Here is a 19706-nt window from a genome sequence, read left to right on the forward strand (position 1 = left end):
AGTTGTTAAAGTCGTTTGATTATCGACTGAACCTACCTATGTATTTCATAGAAAAAAATAGCTAATAGAGTGATGGCTAACCCTACTCTTCTAATTATGAAAGAGTTAAAGCACAATTTATGGCTGTTGCTAGGAGTCTTGCTAAACAACCCAAGAGTGAAGCCTTCAAGAACAGAATGGGAGTAATCAACCGGACTTACGCTTATTAGTAGACTACGCACAATAATACGTTCGTGTATAGATGTCACATTGGTAAATACCTTGAGAACAAAGTCGAAGTGTTCGAGCTATGGTGATTCCAAAATGATATTGGCATTGTTTAGCTTTGAATAAGAGACAAGATGGCCTGTTATTAGCTGAGATTAATCATGACTAACGTTAACCGTGAACTGATAGCTATCCCTTTCTTTTATTAAATTGAATCATAATCTTATGCCCAAATAACAGACACAAAAAAGCCTCCGAACTCTAGGAGTTGGAGGCTATTGTTTACTCGGTTAGATTACTTTTTGTATTGATCGTGCGATACGTCTAGCTGGTAGAAAGTCGCTTGTGAGTAATCATCTAGGTCGCCACTGATGTTTTGGTTGTAAACACCCGCTTTGAAGTACATGTACTTGCCGCCTGCGTCGTAGCCGCTGTTACTCATATCAACTACTTGTACAACGTCGTCTTTACCTTCGCGCATTAAAGTAACAGTCATCGTGTTGCCTTTAACGTCAATGCGGTAGCTGAACACTTCGCCAAGTGCGATACCATCTTCTCCCACTTCAGCCGTCATATCGCCCACTAGAGGGTAGAAGTCCTCTTTTGTTGCGTCTTGGCTTTCGTGTGCAAAGTAAACTGCGCCCGTAGCTTGGTTTGGCAATTTACGGTAGTACAAACGAATCGGCTCATCGTTTTGATCGTGAATCTGACCAATGATAAAGCGACCTACTTCATTCGCATTACCCGTCGTTGTCGCGTGGTCGATTTTCAACGTTGCTTCAAGAACGCCGTCGATACCAGCCGCAGCTTCTAAGTCAGACTCAGGTGCGCTTGAGAATACCCAGTTGTTCTTGTTAACACCTTTAGTGCTAATAGACTGATCACCACGACGCATCATTTCACGAAGCTCAGTACGTGCGTACTTAGTGTTTTTAGATGTACGTACACCTTTCACGTAAGCTTTAAATACTAGGCCGCCGTCGTCAGCTGTGTAGAAGATTTCTGGATGTTGGTAACCGTTTGCAAGGTTCCACTCAGACACATCATCAGGCTTGCCGTTTTTGTCATGATCGAATGGTTGAGATAGGTACCAGTGAGTCATGTCGAAGTTTTCGCTCGGTGCATTACCGGCAACTGGTGTCGCTGGTAAGCCTGTCGGTACTGGCAGTGCGCTACGAGTGTCACATTTAACCGAAGTCTCACAAGGGTAAACAGCTGCTACGCCGAAGTTACCAGTGCGCAGATCTTTGCGTGCGGCCTTATGGGCTTTCTCTGCCGCTTTCATTTCAGCGATCATTACTGCTTCTGCAGCAATAACGTCTGAAGTGATGATATGGCTAGCAGGACATGCGTTAATGCTACAGTTAACTGCAGCTAATCCAGTCACACTGTTCCAACCGTTCTTGGTGTTACCGTGACCAACGTATCTTACGTAACGTGCTTTCACCGCAGGCTCAAACTGAAAACGCTCTAGGCCAATAGCTTTACCTGAGCTCAGTTGGTTTTCTAGTACCGTCGTCCAGCTTTCACCATCGACACTAACTTGAATATCAAACTTAGATTGGCGCTCGTTACCTTTACTGAATGATGCTTGAACAGCGTCAAATTCTTGCACTGAACCATAATCCAGTGTTGCCCACTCACCATCACCCGCAGAAGACCAACGTGTTGTTAGATCTTGGTCAATAAGACGATCAGGGCCGTTACCATCATGGCTACTAGCGGCAACAGCAACTGGCGTCAGAAGCGCTTCACCAGTTTCTTTGTTATTTGGAAAATCAGCAGTAGGCGTGCTCGTGCTCGCACAACCAACCGCAAGTAGAATAGAAGAAGCGAGTAAAGTTTTTAAAGTAATTTGTTTCATATTTAATCCATTATTATAATACAAAGACAGCGTTCGTAAGTGAAAGCTAAATCAGCAAACACGAGCTATAAGGCGATTCACCTATCAGTATTTGCGATAACATGAAAATATTACGTAATCTTATAATACAAATAAAACACTTCGTTGGATAAATGAGACTAGGAACACTTTCCGATTTTTCCATACTTTAACTGGATCACACTTCCTATTGATAAAAGACAATCTATAATAATTTGGAATGCGAAATGAACTAGCAAGCGCAGATCAACGGACCCGCAATAGTGAGCATTTGTATGGCTCGAGCAGAACTTTTGTCGTTCAAAACACATACTGCAAGCGTCCAAAAAGCAAAAAAAAGACCACATTGTTAGGAGTCAACATGGTCTTCGAAGCAGTCATTTTTGTTATTTAGACGTCAGCTTATTCAATAATGTTCAGCTCTAAGAGAACTAAAGCTCACATCAAACACCTCACCGGCATAGTCGTCGTGAGACTTAAATTGTGGATAGATACCCGCTTTGAAATAGAAAGCAATATCTGTCGATGCCCAATCTGACGTTAACGACACCGTGTCCCCATCCTTATCTGTGTAATCTTGTCCCCAAAGGATTGAGTGATAAACAGTATTGGTTCCATCTGCATCATGGGTTGCCAAGTAGACACCGTCTTGGTTCGCGCGAATCGTATATCGCCACTCTTCACTGGCTGCGTATGTACCCAATTCAACACTGAATGGGTCACAATCGCCGCAATCTTGATTGTTGCGCTCAAAATCGGAGTTGAGTATAACTCGGACGGGCTTGCCCTCTCCTTCCCATAAGAGCTTCACCAATGCTTGATTGATCTTCCAACCATGAATTTGCCCAAGTACCACTTTTGGATCTTGGTTATTAATGTTCGGATAGTCTTCGATTCTCAAAGTTGCACTTAACTCGTGACTGGTTGCGTGGGTTCTAGTGTCGTTCAAATACCAACTTGTATCTTCATCGCTGGTGCTGCAATCCGGTTGAGCACTGCTTTGATACAGCTCCCTGAGCTCAGAGCGAATATAGCTAGAGTTTTGAGTAGAGGTGCCATATCCCATATCTGCTCTAAAGTGCATTCTCCCTTCATCGGTATTGAAGTAAGAAAGGTTAATATCGCTGTGATACACGTCGCTGTCATTTGACAGAAGATCTTTACTCGATTCACAACGTTCCGGTTCTAATTCAGCAGCGCTATCACCACCGCTTCCATACCAAGTATCTTTACTTGTCGGAATGGTCAGCTTCCAATCATTAATGTCCCAATCGTTTGACCCGTTGATTTGAGTCGTGGTGTATCTCAGCGCTTGATAGTAAGCGGTCGCTTCACCATTCTCGAATTGGTTATAGATACCCGCTTTAAAGTAGCTCAACAGGTGCTGCCAGTACGCGATATCTTGATTCACTTTTACTTCGTCATTCACTTTGATCGACAGTGTGTTCTCATAAACAGAAAGATCAAACTTGGTAAAGCTATCCAGTTCCGCCTCACCTAGATCGTAACGATTGTATGAAGTGGCATAACAATCCGAAGAATCAGCAGCACTGCTACAGTCAATCGCATTGTTTTTCATGACTGCCCAGTAGTGACCAGTGAGGCCATCTCGTTCTTGCTCCCAAACGACACGCAATAACGGATGAGGAATGTATCCTGTCCCACTCTCATCAGTACCCTTATTGTGTATCTGTAGCAATGTCACTTCATCATGATCGGCAGGTGAACTCGCCATTGCATGCTCGATATCAGGTAAGCTTATCTCCGCATACAAGCTTCGTCTTACACCAGTTTCATTGATATCGAAGTTTTCTCCCTCACGAACCTCAGAACGCATCTTATAGTTCGCCATTTTAAAAATTAGGTTTTCCGTCTCTTCATCTGCGTAAAAGTAATCACTGATGTAACCATCGAAATCGCCATCTTTAACTTCAGAGGTTTTGTTTCCCTCTGTGCCGTTAGGATCCGATACCTGAAAGTCAGAATTAGAGAGGATGTTTTGATACTTGGCGATATCGTAAGGTGCGACAACGCCATAAGACGTCCCTGGATTGCTGTTATCAGAAGGGTCATTGCTGTCACTTGAACTATTTGAACTGCTTCCACCGCAGCCATACGTAAGCGAAGCGAGCACGACGACAAAAATTGGCTTATTCACATTTATCTCACTTATCCATAAGAGTTAAGTGATAATGTATATTTGTACTATTTTATGTCAATTGTCCATTTATCAGAATGTGAGATACGGCAAATGAAGTGATATGAGCTGGTTTTACCGAGGATTTAGAGACAAAAACAACGTAGAAAGGCCACTCTAAACTCGACAGGCTTGGAGCGGCTCTCAAGCTAAAAACCAAAATTAACGCATTGATTCTTAGTGTTTATTGATAGAAACGTCAGACTTTAAAGCTACTCATTAGCTCGCTAACGCTGCCATTCAGTATTTTGATCTCTGCCGACTCTGTCAGTTGATTTTGGCTTAGCTTATTGAGCTCCTCAACGAAGCTTTCAATCTTATGCATGTTCTTAGCGATACTCTGAATCAGGGCGTTTTGCTCGACAGAAGAACCTGAGATATCGTTATTGAAACGACTCACGGTCTCCATCTGTTCCGTCAGCTTCGCTAGCATGTTTACCGCTTGGACAACTTGAGCACGAGTCATCTCGCAATTGCTCTTCGTTAACTCTATCGATTTGACCAAACCATCTGATTTCGACTGCAAGCCAGACAGCGCCTCTTCTATTTCAGAGGTACTGATTTGAGTTCGATTTGCTAACGCACGGACTTCGTCAGCCACCACAGCAAAACCTCGACCATGCTCGCCTGCTCTCGCCGCTTCTATGGATGCATTCAACGCTAGCAAGTTAGTTTGCTCAGCAATGCCACCAATCACAGACACTATCGACTGGATGCTCTGCGTTTCATTAGCCATAGAACGAATATCATCCGACGTCGTACAAACTTGTTTCTCAAGATCACTGATGTACGTTTCTGTCACGGTGTTGATTTGCTTAGTCTCATCACTAAACACGGCCGCATCTCGCGCTGCTTCTGCGGCTGACTGTGAGTTCTTCTCTACTTCACTTGAAGCTTCAGACAATCCATTAATCGCAGAGACTACTTGAACCGTTTCATCGGTATGAACTTTCAGCACATCGCTGGTTTCTTTACAACCTTCTCGAATACTTAATACCTTGGTATCAAGATCCGAGTTCTTGAATTTCACGTCTTTAACCATCTCTTGAAGGCCAATGATGAACAAGTTGATGTCTTTGGCGATGTGTCCTAGATCGTCATTGCCTTTTTCAGCGAGCCTTTGAGTTAAGTCTCCATTACCTTGAGAAAGGTCATGAACGATTTTTCGCAGTGACACGATTGGGCGGTAGAAACGATTCAGAAGTAAAATCATCAATATCACCGAACCGAATACACAGGCGACAATCAGCATTCGCGTATTCGACATCACACCATTCAATTGATTGAGCGCGAGTTCTGGGTCAATACTTGAGATCATGTACCACTCTTTCTGACTGCCAATATCGACCTTCTTAGCCATTAAGATTCGCTGATTGCCATCAATTACACCTTCAATGAATTGATCAGGTAATTCGATAGCCTTGTTGAGTTTCATTAAGGCGTCAGCAGAAGAGATATTGCTCTGTGGAAGCACGTTTTCTATTGTGGATGCGACAACCATCCCTCTCTCATCCACGATGATACCTTTGGCTTCGTAGATGCTGTCCAGTTGTTCAAGCTGAGTTTCCAAATCGTCAAATCGAATGTCCGCCATGATTACGCGATCTTGGTATGAGTACGTCACCCCAATCATAGGCACTTGAGTACTTCTAGTGAAAAACAGATCACTAAAAGATAAGCCTGATTTCAATTTCGCTTGTTTATACCAAGGGCGAGTCGTTGGGTTGTATTTTTCTTTGATTCCGACACCGTTAGGAAAAGACTCGGAAGGTCGAGAAGTGTAAGAACGGCCGTCGTCAAAACCCACCACAATCTTGTCAATGCCACCGAGCTTAGCCGCGTAATGCATCAGCGCTTCATTCGGCACTTGATATGGTGATTTCATGAACTCTTGTGCAACGGAATTGACGGTATCGATGGTGCGTTGGACGGTACTTTCAATCTGATTAATTTCTATCGTTAGCGAGTGATCGATCTCGTTATAAATCGTTTGGTTTACCTGGTCTGTTGCCAAATCAAGCGTAAACCAGTTCGTAAATGCCAAAGCACTAGAACTGACGATCGCCACCATTAAAATCAATTTTCCTTTAAACCCTAGAGACAATTTTGAATTCATAAAACTCATCATCCATATCAACCTATGTCTATTATTTTCATCCAAATGAAATGGTTATTTTTACATTCTCGAAGATACGGGAAGCGAAAGTCTTTCATGCCGAACCATCGTCACAACCACCAAGTTAATTAATATTGTATGTTTAATTAGGCGCCCTTTCTGTGAGCGATATTGATATATTAAAACTGGTTAAAACCACCCTGTGACATAGGTATCATTTATGATTCCTCCATTTTCCCACCATTAGATTAAACGGCGTAAATTTGGATTTAACTCATTTTTTGAACGATTACCTCGTAACTTCGTCGATACTCTTCTTCGCTCTATTCTTCCTCCCAGTATCATCGAGTCGATTGAAAAACGAGTACTGAATCACATTTAGACCAACCAAGCATTCACTAAAGGCATTCAAACTTTAGATTTATTTGTAATACAATAACCCTTGATGTATGGTGTATTTGAATCATAACTTAAGTTCTTTCTGGATGCTTTTGTGCAATTCAAAGTGGTAATTGAAGCAACTCGCTTTAAGGTCATTGAACACGTTTAATGCAGAAACTGTCGGGGGATCTCGTTAATCGTTATTTCACTTGGATTGTTCATTGGTTTTTCCAGACGGCTAGTCCGAATACGCCCACACAGTCACCAGCTGTGTGGGCTTTTTTTTGCTTTTCATTGACGTTGGGGATGTGATTGCTCAGCTGCACTAACTATCACGCATCAGCGCTGCTTTGAAAAACATAAGAATGGTGAGTCAGGTTATGTCTAACAAAGCGTGTCTAGAACAAAGAGTTTCTAAGGAAATTAAGTGCTAGCGAGAAGCTTTGTAGCATTGAAAGGTCGATCTTAAATGGAAGTAGAAACAGGTAGAGTTTTAAGTAGAGCTAGAAGAGTAGAACTGATGATAAAAGGCTTTGTGAGGAAGAGTGAAACCGTGGAAGCAAACAGAAAGTTGTAGATACTTGGAAGTTGAGATAAACGGGCTTGTAGAAAAGACTTTGTGTAGATAAAAACGAACCTCGCTGAGGTATCGCCGTCTAACAGACAAGCAATACCCTGGCGAGGTCGTACGTCGATTACTTCTCTAGTTTAGCGAAGTAGTCGAAGATTACTGGTACGTCGTTGTTGCCCATGCCTGCGTCAACAGCAGCTTGTAGGCTTGTCGCAGTACCTTGAGCGATTAGAGACTCAGTACCTAGCTCTTCACAAAGAGCAAGGAAGTAACCAAGGTCTTTGTTAGCGTTAGCAACAGAGAAACCTAGCTTCTCTTCGCCGTCTACTGCGTAGAACTTACAGAATTGCATGAACGGAGAGTTAGATGGGCCTGCAGACATGATGTCAAACAGTTGTTGGCCATCAACACCAGCGCGTTGAGCAACAGCGAAAGCTTGAGACATAGTTGCAACAGTCGTCATACCCATGAAGTTGTTTACAAGCTTAGTCACGTGACCAGAACCTAGAGCGCCTAGGTGGAATACGTTTTCGCCTTGCTCTTCAAGAACAGGTTTAACTTTGTTGAACGTTTCCATGTCGCCAGCAGCCATGATGTTCAGAAGACCATCTTTAGCGTGTGCAGGAGTACGACCTAGAGGTGCGTCGATCATGCCCGCGCCTTTTTCAGCAAGAGCTGCACCGATTTTCTTAGTAGAAGCAGGGATAGAAGTACCGAAGTCTACTAGTACTGCGCCTTCTTTGATGCCCGCTAGAACGCCGTCTTCGCCGTAAACGATTTTTTCAACAACAGCTGAAGTTGTAAGACAAAACTGAACGATGTCACTTGCAGCAGCTAGTTCTTTAGCAGAAGTGAATGCAGTTGCGTTACCGCGATCTGTAACGCGAGCAACAGCTTCAGCGCTTAGATCCATTACGTTAACGTGGTAGCCGCGCTTTTGTAGGTTTTCAACCATGTTGCCGCCCATAAGACCTAGGCCAATGAAACCGATTACAGGTTTAGTCATGTTTAAACTCCAAATATAGTATTGTATGATTATATGCTCATTATAATAACTACGTATTTCTCGTTACGCAATAGTTTTAGGGCATTGATTCGATGGTTCGATGCAAGTTGTGACGGGGATTCACTTTACGAGAAAATATGGGTCACGCTTTGTACTTACAGGAACTATTTGCCACTTTAAAAACCGTCTATTGATGAAATAACATTCGTTAAATGTCATACGATTAGTAAGAACAAGCTACGCCTTTACCTATGTATAGTTCACTACTCCCTTACTCAGCCAGTGATTAAACTGTTCACAGAAAAGTAAGTCATAATCATTTCTAGGAAACAGGCGTTGGCGCCCTACTCTTCTAACAGAGCGATACATGCGGCTCTCATATATGACTCCTGCACATTTCATTCAACATAGTGGCTAAGTACTACTCGGTCTTTGTGTATCAGTGTCCAGATTCAGCCCTTGAACCACTGATTTGGCATCGAGAAGTTATTTACCTCTGGCCAATTAAGTTTTCTTTCAACCTGATGGGTTTGCCAACTTATCCAACTTAACTCGCTCGCTCGCCAAACAAAAAAACTCCGAGCTTTCACTCGGAGTTTTTAATATCTAGCTTCTGTTACTTCAGCTAATTACAGTTCGATTGAAACCGTTTCGCCATCAACATTGAGCAATAGCGTGTTGCCTTCAAGCTTGTGAGACACTTCAACTTGCTCGCCTTCGTTCTTATTAGGAACGAGAAGCGTCAGGATGTTGTGCTCTTTCGATGGCTTGAATTCCACTTCAACGTGACGGTGGATCTCAAGATCTTTGAACTCGTATGGGTCAACTTCGCCAAAGCCTTCAACGTTCTTAACTGAAGTTATGTTATCAGCAGAGTCGTTGATGAAGTTTACGTCTAGATGCGCAACTTCGCCGCGGATAGTGAAAGACTTGTCTGCTACTTCGTTTGCGAAAGTCGTGTGCATCAGCCAAGTCATGTCTTTCTCTTCAGAAAGCGTTGCCTTGTCTTGCATTACGAATACTTTACCTTGAACGAACCAGACTTTACGCTTGTAAGATTCAATTTCAGGAACAAAGTACTTGTAAGATGCCGTTGCATCACCTTCAACCATCTTCACATCAGATTCAGTGTCGAAGTCAGAGATAGTGCCGCCCGCTTCGATACAGAACCGATCTTGGTGGTTTTCGTAGCCTGTGTTCTTGTTCTCGCCGTACTGACCTTTACCACCGAATAGTGGAAGGTTTTTAGAGAACGTTTGACGACGCCACTTCGTGTGCATATCAACACCGAAACCACCGTAGTAACCTGTTACTGACGCTAGCGTTTCACCAAATGCGTGAAGCGTAAATGCGTTTTGGTCACCGTGAGAGTGGCTGATTGAGCCAAACGGAGAACATTTGAATACCATGTGAATATGGTTATCACGCTCAGTCATCTTGTTGTGGAATGCAGCCCAACCCGTGATTGGGAATACCTTCAACAGTGGATCATTCGATGGTGCTTTCTCTTCAGGTGCATCCCAAAGGAAGTTAAAACGAAGATCGTCGTAGCCGAAATCCCACCAACCGAAATTGTAAAATTTCGTGTGAGCTTCAGTATCACGGCCTTTCAGTTGGTTGTAGTACCAAACGTACTCAGGCTTCTGGTTAACACCTGCGTAGTGCTTAATGTTGTAAGCCAGTTTTAAACCTGGGAAATCGCCGATTGAAGACTGGTCACAGAAGCTCGCGCGCTTAGAGTGAACAGGCATACAATAAAGCGGGAAGTCACCGGTGTTTTCGTAGAATGTTTTGTTAAACATGTCTACACCACAGTATGCTTTCAATAGGTCGAATGCTTCGCCTAGGAATGCCGTTTGCGTGTTCCAGTAATCAGGGCCTTCAGCCCAACCGCCGTCTACACCGCCCCATGGTGGGTAGTGTACTGCGTAGTATTCTAGAGCGTATGCAATGTACTCGCCTGCTTTCGGGTGATCATGGTAAAGCGCGATACACGTTGGGATAATAGCAGAAGAGATAGAACGAACACCGTGACTGTTTAGAGGGTTGTTCAATAGATCAACCGTCACTTTCAGGTGGTGCATGATTTCGTCTAGACGCTCAATCAAAGCATCTTGAACCTTCTGACGTTCTTCATCTGTGAAGTAACCGTGTAACCAGTCGTAACCCCAAGCCATAGCAGCGATAACACGAAAAGCCGCTTCATCGTTATAACCACGAGAAGTCACACCTTCTGGATCGTACGTAGACAGTTTTAGAGTCCAAGCTTTTGCTTTTGCAATTAACGCTTCGTCTTCTTTTACAACACCAGCAATCGCTAGGTTACGTGTCGCGTTCAGTGCCATTTGGCAATCAACGTACATTTGACGCCAGTAAGGACGCCATAGAGAAGCTTTACCTACCGTCTCAGCTGGGTACGCTTGAGGCTCTTCAAAAGGAGCAGTCTCAAGGAACTTAACGGTAGAGTTGTTGTAGAAATCATCAAACATGCAGTGAGCTTCATCAGCTTTCACTTTCGCTTTGAATTCTTCTAACTGATCAGCTTGAACAAGAAGACGCGGACGTGCTTCGCTCAAGGTGTCTAGGAATGATAGGTCGAAGTCACGTGTTTGAACTTCGATAGGGAGTAGGTCTACAAGATTACCTGCTGAAGTATCATTTTCCAGCTTCATCTTCCTGATTGCATCAAGAGATTTTTGGTCGCTCATTCTAACTCACTTATTTTTCAAGTTGATTGAAAGGAATTAGCAACAATATACGTCTTATTGTAGGACAATTGAACGTATTTCGATTCAATCGTACAATTTTTTACAGTTTTCGTGATTTGGGTCTGATGTTGTAAGGCTGACACGTTTACTCGCTTCGAAAAGCACAAAAATGCGACGCCCTTTCGAGTCGTCGCATTCTATTATAAACGTTTTCTATGGTTTAGCTTTCGGTTACTGCTTTCGCCTGCTTGCCGCCGTCATCGACCGCTTTAACCAGTAGTACACCAACACCACCAACAATCACACCACAAAGGATGAAGACTAGACGCCCCCACATTGGGTTAGTGAGTAGAGCCATTAGCATGATACCAACACCTGCTACCGCAATCAGTTTACCAAGCATTTCACGCTGTTTGTTATCCAATGCTTTCTGCTCAGCCGACTCAGCAACAAGTGGCGTGGCTAGGTTGCCAAAGAACTTATCAACGTCGGCTTGACGCTTCTCAGTTAATGGCTTGTAGAACAGAGTCGATAGGATGAAGAAACCACCCGTCAGTGTGATATGACCAATTAGACCAATTGCAACTTTAACATCAGACCATTCACGGCTTGTTAGCTCTTCTAGACCGAAGACTGAAGACACCATTTCAGCATTAACAACAAAACCTACGTAGTAAGAGACTAAAGCACCGACCACTAGCGTACCCCAACCAGCCCAGTCCGGAGTCTTCTTAATAAAGAAGCCAAGGAATGCAGGGATTGTCATTGGGAAGCCGATTAGAGCACCGACATACATCATTGTATCGAACAGGCTCAAACCTTTAAGCGAGTTAATGAACTGCGCGATAAGGATGATAGCGATACCAAAGACTGCAGAAGTAATCTTAGAAACCGTTACTAGCTCTTTTTCACTTGCCGTACCTTTGCGAACGATTGGTTCATAGAAGTTCTTAACAAAGATACCTGAGTTACGGTTTAGGCCAGAGTCCATTGAAGACATTGTCGCGGCAAACATAGCAGCAACTAGAAGACCAACCATACCTGCTGGCATGTATTCTTGTACGAAGTATAGGTATGCAAAGTCACCCGCTTTTTTACCTGCATCTGGGTAAGCTGCTGCTAGGTCGACACCTTGACCTGCAATGTACCAAGAAGGCATGAACCAGATGAATACACCACAAAGCATAAGTACACAGGCTAACAATGCCGCTTTCTTAGCGTTCTTTGAGTCTTTAGCCGCTAGGTAACGGTAAGAGTTAAGCATGTTGTTAGTGATAGAGAACTGCTTCACGAAGATGAAGAATGCCCAAATACTGAAGATGCTTAAGTAGTTAATGTTATTACCAGAAAGGAAAGAACCGCCTTCCGCTACAGGGAAGTTATTAACGATTTCACCAACACCGCCGCCTTGCACTACTGCTACAACAGCACATGTCACGGTTACTGCCATGATGATAACCATCTGCATGAAATCAGATGCGATTACCGCCCATGAGCCACCCGTTACAGACATGGCCAATACAACCAAACCGGTAATCCAGATAGTGGCTGTCATGTCGAAGCCGAAAATACCAGAAGCGATGATTGCCAGTGCGTTCAACCATACACCCGCAGAAACAACACTGTTTGGCATTGAAGACCAAGTGAATACTTGTTCGTTAGTCGCACCGAAACGCATACGAATTGCTTCGATTACCGTTACTACACGTAGCTGGCGGAATTTAGGAGCGAAGTATGCAAAGTTCATGAAGTAACCAAATGCGTTGGCTACGAAGATGACCGCTACGGCAAAACCATCGTTATACGCTTTACCTGCCGCACCGGTGAATGTCCATGCACTAAACTGGGTCATAAAAGCGGTTGCACCAACCATCCACCACAACATATTACCGCCCCCGCGGAAGTAGTCACTGGTGGTACTTGTAAATGTTCTAAACATCCAACCTATCGCAATCAAGAATAGGAAATAAATGCCAACAATAATCGTGTTGAGTTCCATCGTGTGTCCTTTGTCCGTTTTAATTTGTTACGAGGACTATAGGAAATTCGACCCTTTATTTGTAGTACAATAATCCAAATAAGTGATGGTGATCTTATTTTGATTGATTAAGTTAATTATATATATGACATAGGATGGAATATGACCAATTCATCAAGGCAATCACTGATATTTTAGATAAAAATTTGACCAATCAAAAAATAAAACAAAATAATAATTTAAAATCAGACACTTATACAAACAAGCAAGACTTTGCGCACTAAATTAAAAATGCAACCAAATACATATAAATATAAAGTCCTCAAAAATAATCAAAGCCAAGCTAAAGGACAACGAAGCCCATTAATCACACAATAAACCAGTGTTTTTCTTAAAATTGACAAGATATTCTCGTTAGAATTCAATTCAAATTTGTGTAGTGCTCTTATCTTTAGATCTAAATACAAATGGATGAGAAATCACCTCAATCGAATGATTATTTAGACCATTTCCTGATGAGTTAAGAGAGGAGATTTAAGATGCTGTTTCTGGGAGTGATAAAGAGAACGTGCAAAGACTAGGGGTATTGAGTAATCCGAATAGCTTAAAAGATATGGGAGAATGATTGAACCAAAACAGTGCAACACACTTCCTAAAAACAAACAGATTAGTTCGCTTACATGTTCGTATTTTCGCCCATATGAATTAATAGAACGGTGATCATATGATGATGAGTTTGTATCCAATAAATCAGACAAAATAAGCTGGAGATGAGTGCATTTATTTCCAGCTCAATAAAAGACCAGAATCACACTATTTCCGAAACAATACGGTTAAAACAAGATCGAAGTCTAGTTAGAAGACTTCCGGTTGTGATCGCTCCCCGCTTCCAAGCTTTCGTTAATTGAAGAATTATTGTCATACAATATTCTATATATCTAACCAGACATAAGGACATGTGGCATGCGCTCAATGAAAGATATCACTCAAGACGCTATCGATATCGTTAAACCCTCTATCGACAAGCTGTTTGAAAGAACCAACAGAAAAGAACTGCATATTGTCGTTATGAATCCACACCTCAAGCCTTGGGAAGCCTCTTTTGAAGACGCCATTCTTTATGAAGAGTCTTTAGGAACCCCTGATAACTGGACTATCAAGTTTGATCACCTTGCTCGTAAGAAAGCTCAGCAAGCATGGCGAGAATCGACAAGCAACCTAACACTTCATTCTCAACACCCATCTTCATTACGTGACGAAGACTTACTGTTTTATGGTTCGTTTGTTTACGGAAACGTGGTTGTTGCCTGCAGTGGCGTACAACAATGGTATGACATGCTGATCAGTGGCTGGATAGCGGTAGCTATTGAACAGCTAGCAATGCACGAATACCAAACAGAAAAAACAGAAAACCCTACAAAAACATATCGCTAATAATTAGAAACAGAAGGAACTTACTATGAGTAAATTATTGAAATCCATCATGCTGGCAGCTGGCATACTTGTTTCTGCAACGTCGTTTGCAGCAGACTACCCAAGCAAAAACATTCGCTTAGTTGTCCCATTTGGCGCGGGCGGCGGTACAGATGCCGTTGGCCGTACCCTTGCAAATAGTGCGAAAGACATTCTAGGGCAGAACATTTCAATCATGAACCGTACGGGTGGAGCTGGCGCCGTTGGAATGAGCTTTGGTGCCCAGCAGCGTGCTGATGGTTACACATTAACAGTAGTAACACGTGAAATTGCTTCACTTCCTCAAATGGGTTTAATGCGTCATAGCGCTGATGACTTTAGACTCATTCGCTTAGTAAACCTCGACCCAGCGGTCGTATTAGTTGCAGCAGATAGCCCATACAACACCATTAATGATCTGATTAAAGAAGCCAAAGAAAAACCAGGCAGCGTAAAATTCGCTTCAACCGCTGCGCCAAACTTCTACCTAATGTCTCTTGAAAAAGACCAAGATATTAAACTCAACGCCATCCCTTACAACGGTGCATCAGAAGCAATTCCTGCTGTATTAGGTCATCACACAGACGTGACTATGGTTACTCCTGGTGAAGCTATCGCTCAACTTCGTTCAGGCCAACTAAAAGCATTAGGTGTCATGTCTGAAGAACGTATTCAGTACATTCCAGATGTTCCTACTTTGAAAGAGCAAGGCATTGATGTAGTAACAGGTACATGGCGCGGTATTGGTGCTCCAAAAGATACACCTGATGCAGTAATCGAGAAGCTGGGTGCTGCATTTGATGAAGCAATGGCAAGTGAAGAGTTCAAATCTTTCATGGAGAAAGGTGCGATGACGATTCACAACCTTGATGACAAAGCCTTCACTGAGTTTGTCGCAGAAGATACAAAATCACTGACTCAATTAATTCAATAACCTTTGTTCGGAGGCACAACGATCAGTTGTGCCTTTTTTATCGGTCTGTACCTTTCCCTTGCTTTACTTTTTAGGGGTAAATTCTATGTCTAACGCCAACTTAAATCGGAATGTCGTTTTCCCTTCCATAATCATCATATTGAGCGCAATAGCACTCGCGTTGATTACTCAGTTTGATCGTCCGATGTATCAAGATGCAAGTGTTGATGCAAAATTCTTCCCGATGATGATTGTGATTGCTCAGATTGCTATCTGCATTGTTCTCATCGTTCAACACAAACTCAAAGGCGTCTCAGAACAACAAGAACCGATGATAAGCAAGATGTCTATCTTCGGCGTTGCCTTTCTTATTGGATACGCATTACTCATCAGTGTGGTTGGCTACCTTTACGCGAGTTTGATTGCATTTATGTTCTACCTCGTTTACTTCAAAGTGAAGAAACCAATTTACTACGTTGTCGCCGTTGTCTTTGTGTTTGCGGTTTACTATTTGTTTGGCGAGGTGTTTTACATCGCGCTTCCTGAAGTAACCTGGTCATAGGAGGTCATAGTGTTTGAATATCTAATCGATGGTCTCGCAACAGCTGTTAGTTTTGCAGTGCTTCCTGTCCTTGTTTTTGGCGTACTGGGTGGCGTAATTCTAGGCGCACTACCCGGCCTAACGGCGACGATGGGCGTTGCGATTCTCCTGCCGTTTACCTTTGGCATGGAACCGACGTCAGCCCTCGTGATGTTAATTGGTGTATACATTGGTGGCATTTACGGTGGTTCAATTGCCGCAATACTGCTTAAAACACCGGGGACACCAGCGTCTGCAGCAAGTGTACTCGACGGCCACACCATGGCTGTTAGAGGGCAAGCAGCAAGAGCATTAAGTATTTCGGCTGTTGCTTCATTTATTGGCGGGTTACTCAGTACTATCGTCCTTATTGCAATTGCACCTAAACTGGCGACCTTTGCACTGCGTTTTAATGCACCAGAGTACTTCGCACTTGCTCTGTTTGGTTTAACTATCATTGCGAGCGTTTCTTCGAACAACATCTTTAAAGGGTTACTTGCGGGTACGATTGGACTATTGGTATCGACCGTTGGGCTCGACCCAATCAGCAGTGTGCCAAGGTTTACTTTTGACATCATGGATCTCTACAGCGGAATCAATGTCATCCCTGTTTTGATTGGTCTGTTCGCTCTATCTGAAGCATTAAACCAGTTAGAGAAGCTATTCTCTGAAAAGAAAGTCGTCGCGCCGAAGTTTGACCATAAACTGTTGAGCAAAGGCGACCTTAAAGAAATGCTACCAACCGCAATAAAAAGTGGTTTGATGGGAACAACCATCGGTTCTGTACCGGGTGCAGGTGCTGATATTTCGGCATTCGTTTGTTACAACGAAGCCAAGCGCTCATCGAAAAATCCAGAAGAATTTGGTAAAGGATCAGTACGAGGTCTAGCAGCAGCCGAATCTGGAAACAACGGTGTAACGGGTGGTTCGTTGGTTCCATTGTTAACACTTGGCGTTCCGGGGGATGCTGTGGCAGCAGTTCTGTTAGGCGCACTCATTGTTCAAGGCTTAACACCGGGGCCTCTGCTGTTTGCCCAAAACCCTGAAGTGGTTTACGGCGTATTCAGCTCGATGTTGGTTGCTAACCTTGTGATGTTGGTGATTGGTTTACTGGGTATTCGTTTCTTCTGCCGCATCATTGAAGTACCCAAGATCATCATGATCCCAATTATTGTCTTCTTGTCGATCGTTGGTGCTTACGCGATTAACAACTCGATGTTTGATGTGGGTATTGCGATCGGTTTTGGTCTATTGGGCTTTATCTTAACTAAACTGGACATTCCGTCTTCGCCAATTCTGCTTGCGATCATTTTAGGGCCAATGGCAGAAACAAATCTGAGGAAATCGCTGCTGATGTACGATGGCAGTTGGTCTTTCCTTTATGAGCGCCCTATTGCACTCGCGTTTATCGTGCTGGCTGTATTCTCTGTTTATTCAACGTTAAAAATGAAGAAGAAACAGAAACAAAAGGAAACTGAACAATGTCCATAGTTGACTGCTTGTTCAATGGATAGCGATTAAGGCATAGCATTTAGCTTATGACCTAAAACCTATAACGTTAAAAATCAAAGCCAGAGACCTACGTCTCTGGCTTTTTAGTACACAATAAACAATCAATTTATGCAAAAAACAGACAATAAAAAAGGCATGCACTTGGCATACCTTTTTAGTTCGTTTATCAGAACGTGAGGCAGTTCATTTCTATTACGCTGTAGCCAAACGGTGGTTGGCATCTTGCAAGTGAACGGCAGAAGCAATTCTAGCCTTGTCACAATCACCGGCCATGATAGCTTCATAGATTCTGCGGTGTTCATTAATACATGTGCTTCCCTCTTCAGAAGAATGCACGATGAAGTTAACAAACATCGTAGTCAGAATATTACCGAACGGTAGATAGAAGTCGTTACCTGTCGCATTGAAGATCAAGCTATGGAAACGAGTATCAATGTCTGTCCAACGTTCTTGGTCAAACACTTCAGCTTCATCTACTTCTACCATCTTTTGGAAGATCTCTGAAAGCTCGATACGTTGTTCAGCCGTCGCAAATTTTGCCGCCAATGCACACGCTTCAGGTTCAATCGCACGGCGAAGGCCTAAGAACTGTGAACAGAATTGGTCTACGTCGGTTAGGCCGTCCATCCATTCAATCAGTTGAGGATCAAGGAAGTTCCAGTATGCGCGGTCTACTACACGAGTACCGATTTTCGGGCGGGACTCTAATAAACCTTTAGAGGTCAACAGTTTAACTGCTTCGCGAAGTGCCGTTCGGCTGATACCAAACTGTTCACACAACGCCATTTCACCAGGAATAATAGAACCTTGTGGCAGTTCGCCAGACAAGATTCCACGAGCGATTTCACGAGCTACTTGCACGTGCAGGCTGCGCTTCGAGCCCGAAATTGAATTAAAAGTGGTAACCATAAGTTCACTTATTTTATATGTTATGTTTATGTATTATTTAAGGATCACTATAACAGTATTTCAACCTACAGCCAATTGAGTAAAATCAAAACGAATCACAGCTTATTAATTTGCTAGCCTAATCAATCACTTAGAAAGCATCCAACTCTACTCTGCTAGAAACATTATGTTACACCATTCATAAATCCGTCATCAAAAAGCATCGGTTCTGTCATCCTCGATTCCTATACTTCCTTCCAACAAATCACTCTATTGGACTGACATAATGAAACCGACAAAAACAAATCTCACGCTTAAAAGCGCGATTACTGCTGCGCTGATTTTTTCTGGTTCTGCATTAGCGATGGATACGCGATACGAGGACCGCTCTGGTAACTTGGTCGCCGATGTACCCCAAGATGAATCACAATGGGTGGATCCAAACACGCTAATTTTTGCTTACACGCCAGTTGAAGACCCAGCAGTATACGCTGATGTGTGGAGCGAGTTTTTGAGCCACCTTGAAAAAACAACGGAAAAAACGGTTCGTTTCTTCCCTGTTCAAAATAACGCAGCTCAAATTGAAGCAATGCGTTCAGGTCGTCTACATATCGCAGGTTTCAACACAGGTTCAACGCCGCTAGCAGTTAACTGTGCTGGCTTTGCTCCATTCACAATGATGGCGGCTGAAGATGGCTCTTTCGGTTACGAAATGGAAATCATCACGCACCCAGGTTCAGGCATCGAAAAGGTTGAAGACCTAAAAGGCAAAAACCTAGCATTCACATCGCAAACATCAAACTCTGGCTTCAAAGCCCCTTCTGCGATTCTGGATGCTGAATACCAGCTTCAACCTGAACGTGATTTCAAACCGGCTTTCTCTGGTGCCCATGACAACTCAATTTTGGGTGTGGCGCACAAAGATTACGACGCAGCAGCCGTCGCTAACTCAGTACTGAACCGCATGCTTTCACGTGAAGTCGTGAAAGAGGGTCAAATCAAGAGCATCTACAAATCACAAACCTTCCCAACAACGGCTTACGGCACAGCGCACAACCTAACACCAGAGCTTCAAGAGAAGATTCAAAAAGCCTTCTTCACTTTCGACTGGGAAGGCACGAAGCTTCAACAAGAATTTGAGCGTAACGGTGAAGCGAAATTTGTTCCGATCACTTACCAAGAGCACTGGGAAGTGATCCGCACTATCGATACCGCTAATAAAGTGTCTTACACGTGTAGCTAAGTTCAACCGAACTAAAAAGCCAATCACACATTGATAAAACTAACTGCGGGCTTACGCGCCTGCAGTTATTCA

At 43.2% G+C, this 19706-nt stretch carries 12 protein-coding genes; 5 read left to right on the plus strand and 7 right to left on the minus strand.

Annotation, left to right across the window (positions count from 1 at the left end; all coding sequences use genetic code 11):
* Positions 1-502: 502 nt before the first annotated feature.
* The 6 genes from OW495_RS16705 to OW495_RS16730 all read right to left on the minus strand — a co-directional run bounded on the left by OW495_RS16705 (position 503) and on the right by OW495_RS16730 (position 13067).
* Positions 503-2071, minus strand: a complete 1569-nt coding sequence (locus OW495_RS16705; protein ID WP_289887501.1) for a polysaccharide lyase family 7 protein — start codon at positions 2069-2071, stop codon at positions 503-505.
* A gap of 424 nt (positions 2072-2495) precedes the next feature.
* Complete coding sequence (locus OW495_RS16710) at positions 2496-4247, minus strand: polysaccharide lyase family 7 protein (RefSeq protein ID WP_102543532.1); 1752 nt, start codon at positions 4245-4247, stop codon at positions 2496-2498.
* A gap of 238 nt (positions 4248-4485) precedes the next feature.
* On the minus strand, positions 4486-6357 hold the full coding sequence (locus OW495_RS16715) for a methyl-accepting chemotaxis protein (RefSeq protein WP_102543535.1): 1872 nt from the start codon (positions 6355-6357) through the stop codon (positions 4486-4488).
* Positions 6358-7478: 1121 nt separating this feature from the next.
* Positions 7479-8360 carry an NAD(P)-dependent oxidoreductase gene (locus OW495_RS16720; protein ID WP_004733521.1) on the minus strand — a complete coding sequence of 294 codons (882 nt, stop codon included), beginning with the start codon at positions 8358-8360 and terminating at the stop codon, positions 7479-7481.
* Between the two features lie 629 nt (positions 8361-8989).
* The gene (locus OW495_RS16725; protein ID WP_102383483.1) at positions 8990-11068 is read right to left on the minus strand and encodes a DUF4962 domain-containing protein; all 2079 of its coding nucleotides are present in this window, start codon (positions 11066-11068) and stop codon (positions 8990-8992) included.
* A 220-nt stretch (positions 11069-11288) separates the two neighbouring features.
* Positions 11289-13067 carry a transporter gene (locus tag OW495_RS16730; RefSeq protein ID WP_017110873.1) on the minus strand — a complete coding sequence of 593 codons (1779 nt, stop codon included), beginning with the start codon at positions 13065-13067 and terminating at the stop codon, positions 11289-11291.
* Positions 13068-14009: 942 nt separating this feature from the next.
* On the opposite strand from OW495_RS16730, the gene OW495_RS16735 reads away from it, so the two are divergent.
* The 4 genes from OW495_RS16735 to OW495_RS16750 all read left to right on the plus strand — a co-directional run bounded on the left by OW495_RS16735 (position 14010) and on the right by OW495_RS16750 (position 17482).
* Positions 14010-14480, plus strand: a complete 471-nt coding sequence (locus tag OW495_RS16735; protein WP_065111178.1) for a hypothetical protein — start codon at positions 14010-14012, stop codon at positions 14478-14480.
* A gap of 25 nt (positions 14481-14505) precedes the next feature.
* The gene (locus tag OW495_RS16740) at positions 14506-15432 is read left to right on the plus strand and encodes a tripartite tricarboxylate transporter substrate binding protein (RefSeq protein ID WP_065111177.1); all 927 of its coding nucleotides are present in this window, start codon (positions 14506-14508) and stop codon (positions 15430-15432) included.
* A gap of 85 nt (positions 15433-15517) precedes the next feature.
* Positions 15518-15973, plus strand: a complete 456-nt coding sequence (locus OW495_RS16745) for a tripartite tricarboxylate transporter TctB family protein (protein ID WP_289887506.1) — start codon at positions 15518-15520, stop codon at positions 15971-15973.
* Positions 15974-15982: 9 nt separating this feature from the next.
* Positions 15983-17482, plus strand: a complete 1500-nt coding sequence (locus OW495_RS16750) for a tripartite tricarboxylate transporter permease (RefSeq protein WP_017077174.1) — start codon at positions 15983-15985, stop codon at positions 17480-17482.
* A gap of 213 nt (positions 17483-17695) precedes the next feature.
* Here OW495_RS16750 and OW495_RS16755 read toward each other — a convergent pair whose 3' ends face one another.
* Positions 17696-18412, minus strand: coding sequence for a FadR/GntR family transcriptional regulator (locus tag OW495_RS16755; RefSeq protein WP_017110878.1), 717 nt, complete (start codon positions 18410-18412; stop codon positions 17696-17698).
* 265 nt (positions 18413-18677) lie between these two features.
* Between OW495_RS16755 and phnD the strand changes: the two genes are divergently transcribed.
* Positions 18678-19634, plus strand: coding sequence for a phosphate/phosphite/phosphonate ABC transporter substrate-binding protein (gene phnD, locus OW495_RS16760; protein WP_065104096.1), 957 nt, complete (start codon positions 18678-18680; stop codon positions 19632-19634).
* Positions 19635-19706: the final 72 nt, after the last annotated feature.

Origin of the sequence: Vibrio sp. 14N.309.X.WAT.E.F5 (genome assembly GCF_030397615.1) — a bacterium.
In the GTDB taxonomy this organism is placed as follows: Bacteria; Pseudomonadota; Gammaproteobacteria; order Enterobacterales; family Vibrionaceae; genus Vibrio; species Vibrio lentus.

Coding starts and splice junctions, on each gene's coding strand:
- phnD (WP_065104096.1), top strand. CDS start 18,678: ATGAAACCGACAAAAACAAATCTCACGCTTAAAAGCGCGATTACTGCT.
- OW495_RS16755 (WP_017110878.1), bottom strand. CDS start 18,412: ATGGTTACCACTTTTAATTCAATTTCGGGCTCGAAGCGCAGCCTGCAC.
- OW495_RS16730 (WP_017110873.1), bottom strand. CDS start 13,067: ATGGAACTCAACACGATTATTGTTGGCATTTATTTCCTATTCTTGATT.
- OW495_RS16735 (WP_065111178.1), top strand. CDS start 14,010: ATGCGCTCAATGAAAGATATCACTCAAGACGCTATCGATATCGTTAAA.
- OW495_RS16745 (WP_289887506.1), top strand. CDS start 15,518: ATGTCTAACGCCAACTTAAATCGGAATGTCGTTTTCCCTTCCATAATC.
- OW495_RS16715 (WP_102543535.1), bottom strand. CDS start 6,357: ATGGTGGCGATCGTCAGTTCTAGTGCTTTGGCATTTACGAACTGGTTT.
- OW495_RS16740 (WP_065111177.1), top strand. CDS start 14,506: ATGAGTAAATTATTGAAATCCATCATGCTGGCAGCTGGCATACTTGTT.
- OW495_RS16705 (WP_289887501.1), bottom strand. CDS start 2,071: ATGAAACAAATTACTTTAAAAACTTTACTCGCTTCTTCTATTCTACTT.
- OW495_RS16720 (WP_004733521.1), bottom strand. CDS start 8,360: ATGACTAAACCTGTAATCGGTTTCATTGGCCTAGGTCTTATGGGCGGC.
- OW495_RS16725 (WP_102383483.1), bottom strand. CDS start 11,068: ATGAGCGACCAAAAATCTCTTGATGCAATCAGGAAGATGAAGCTGGAA.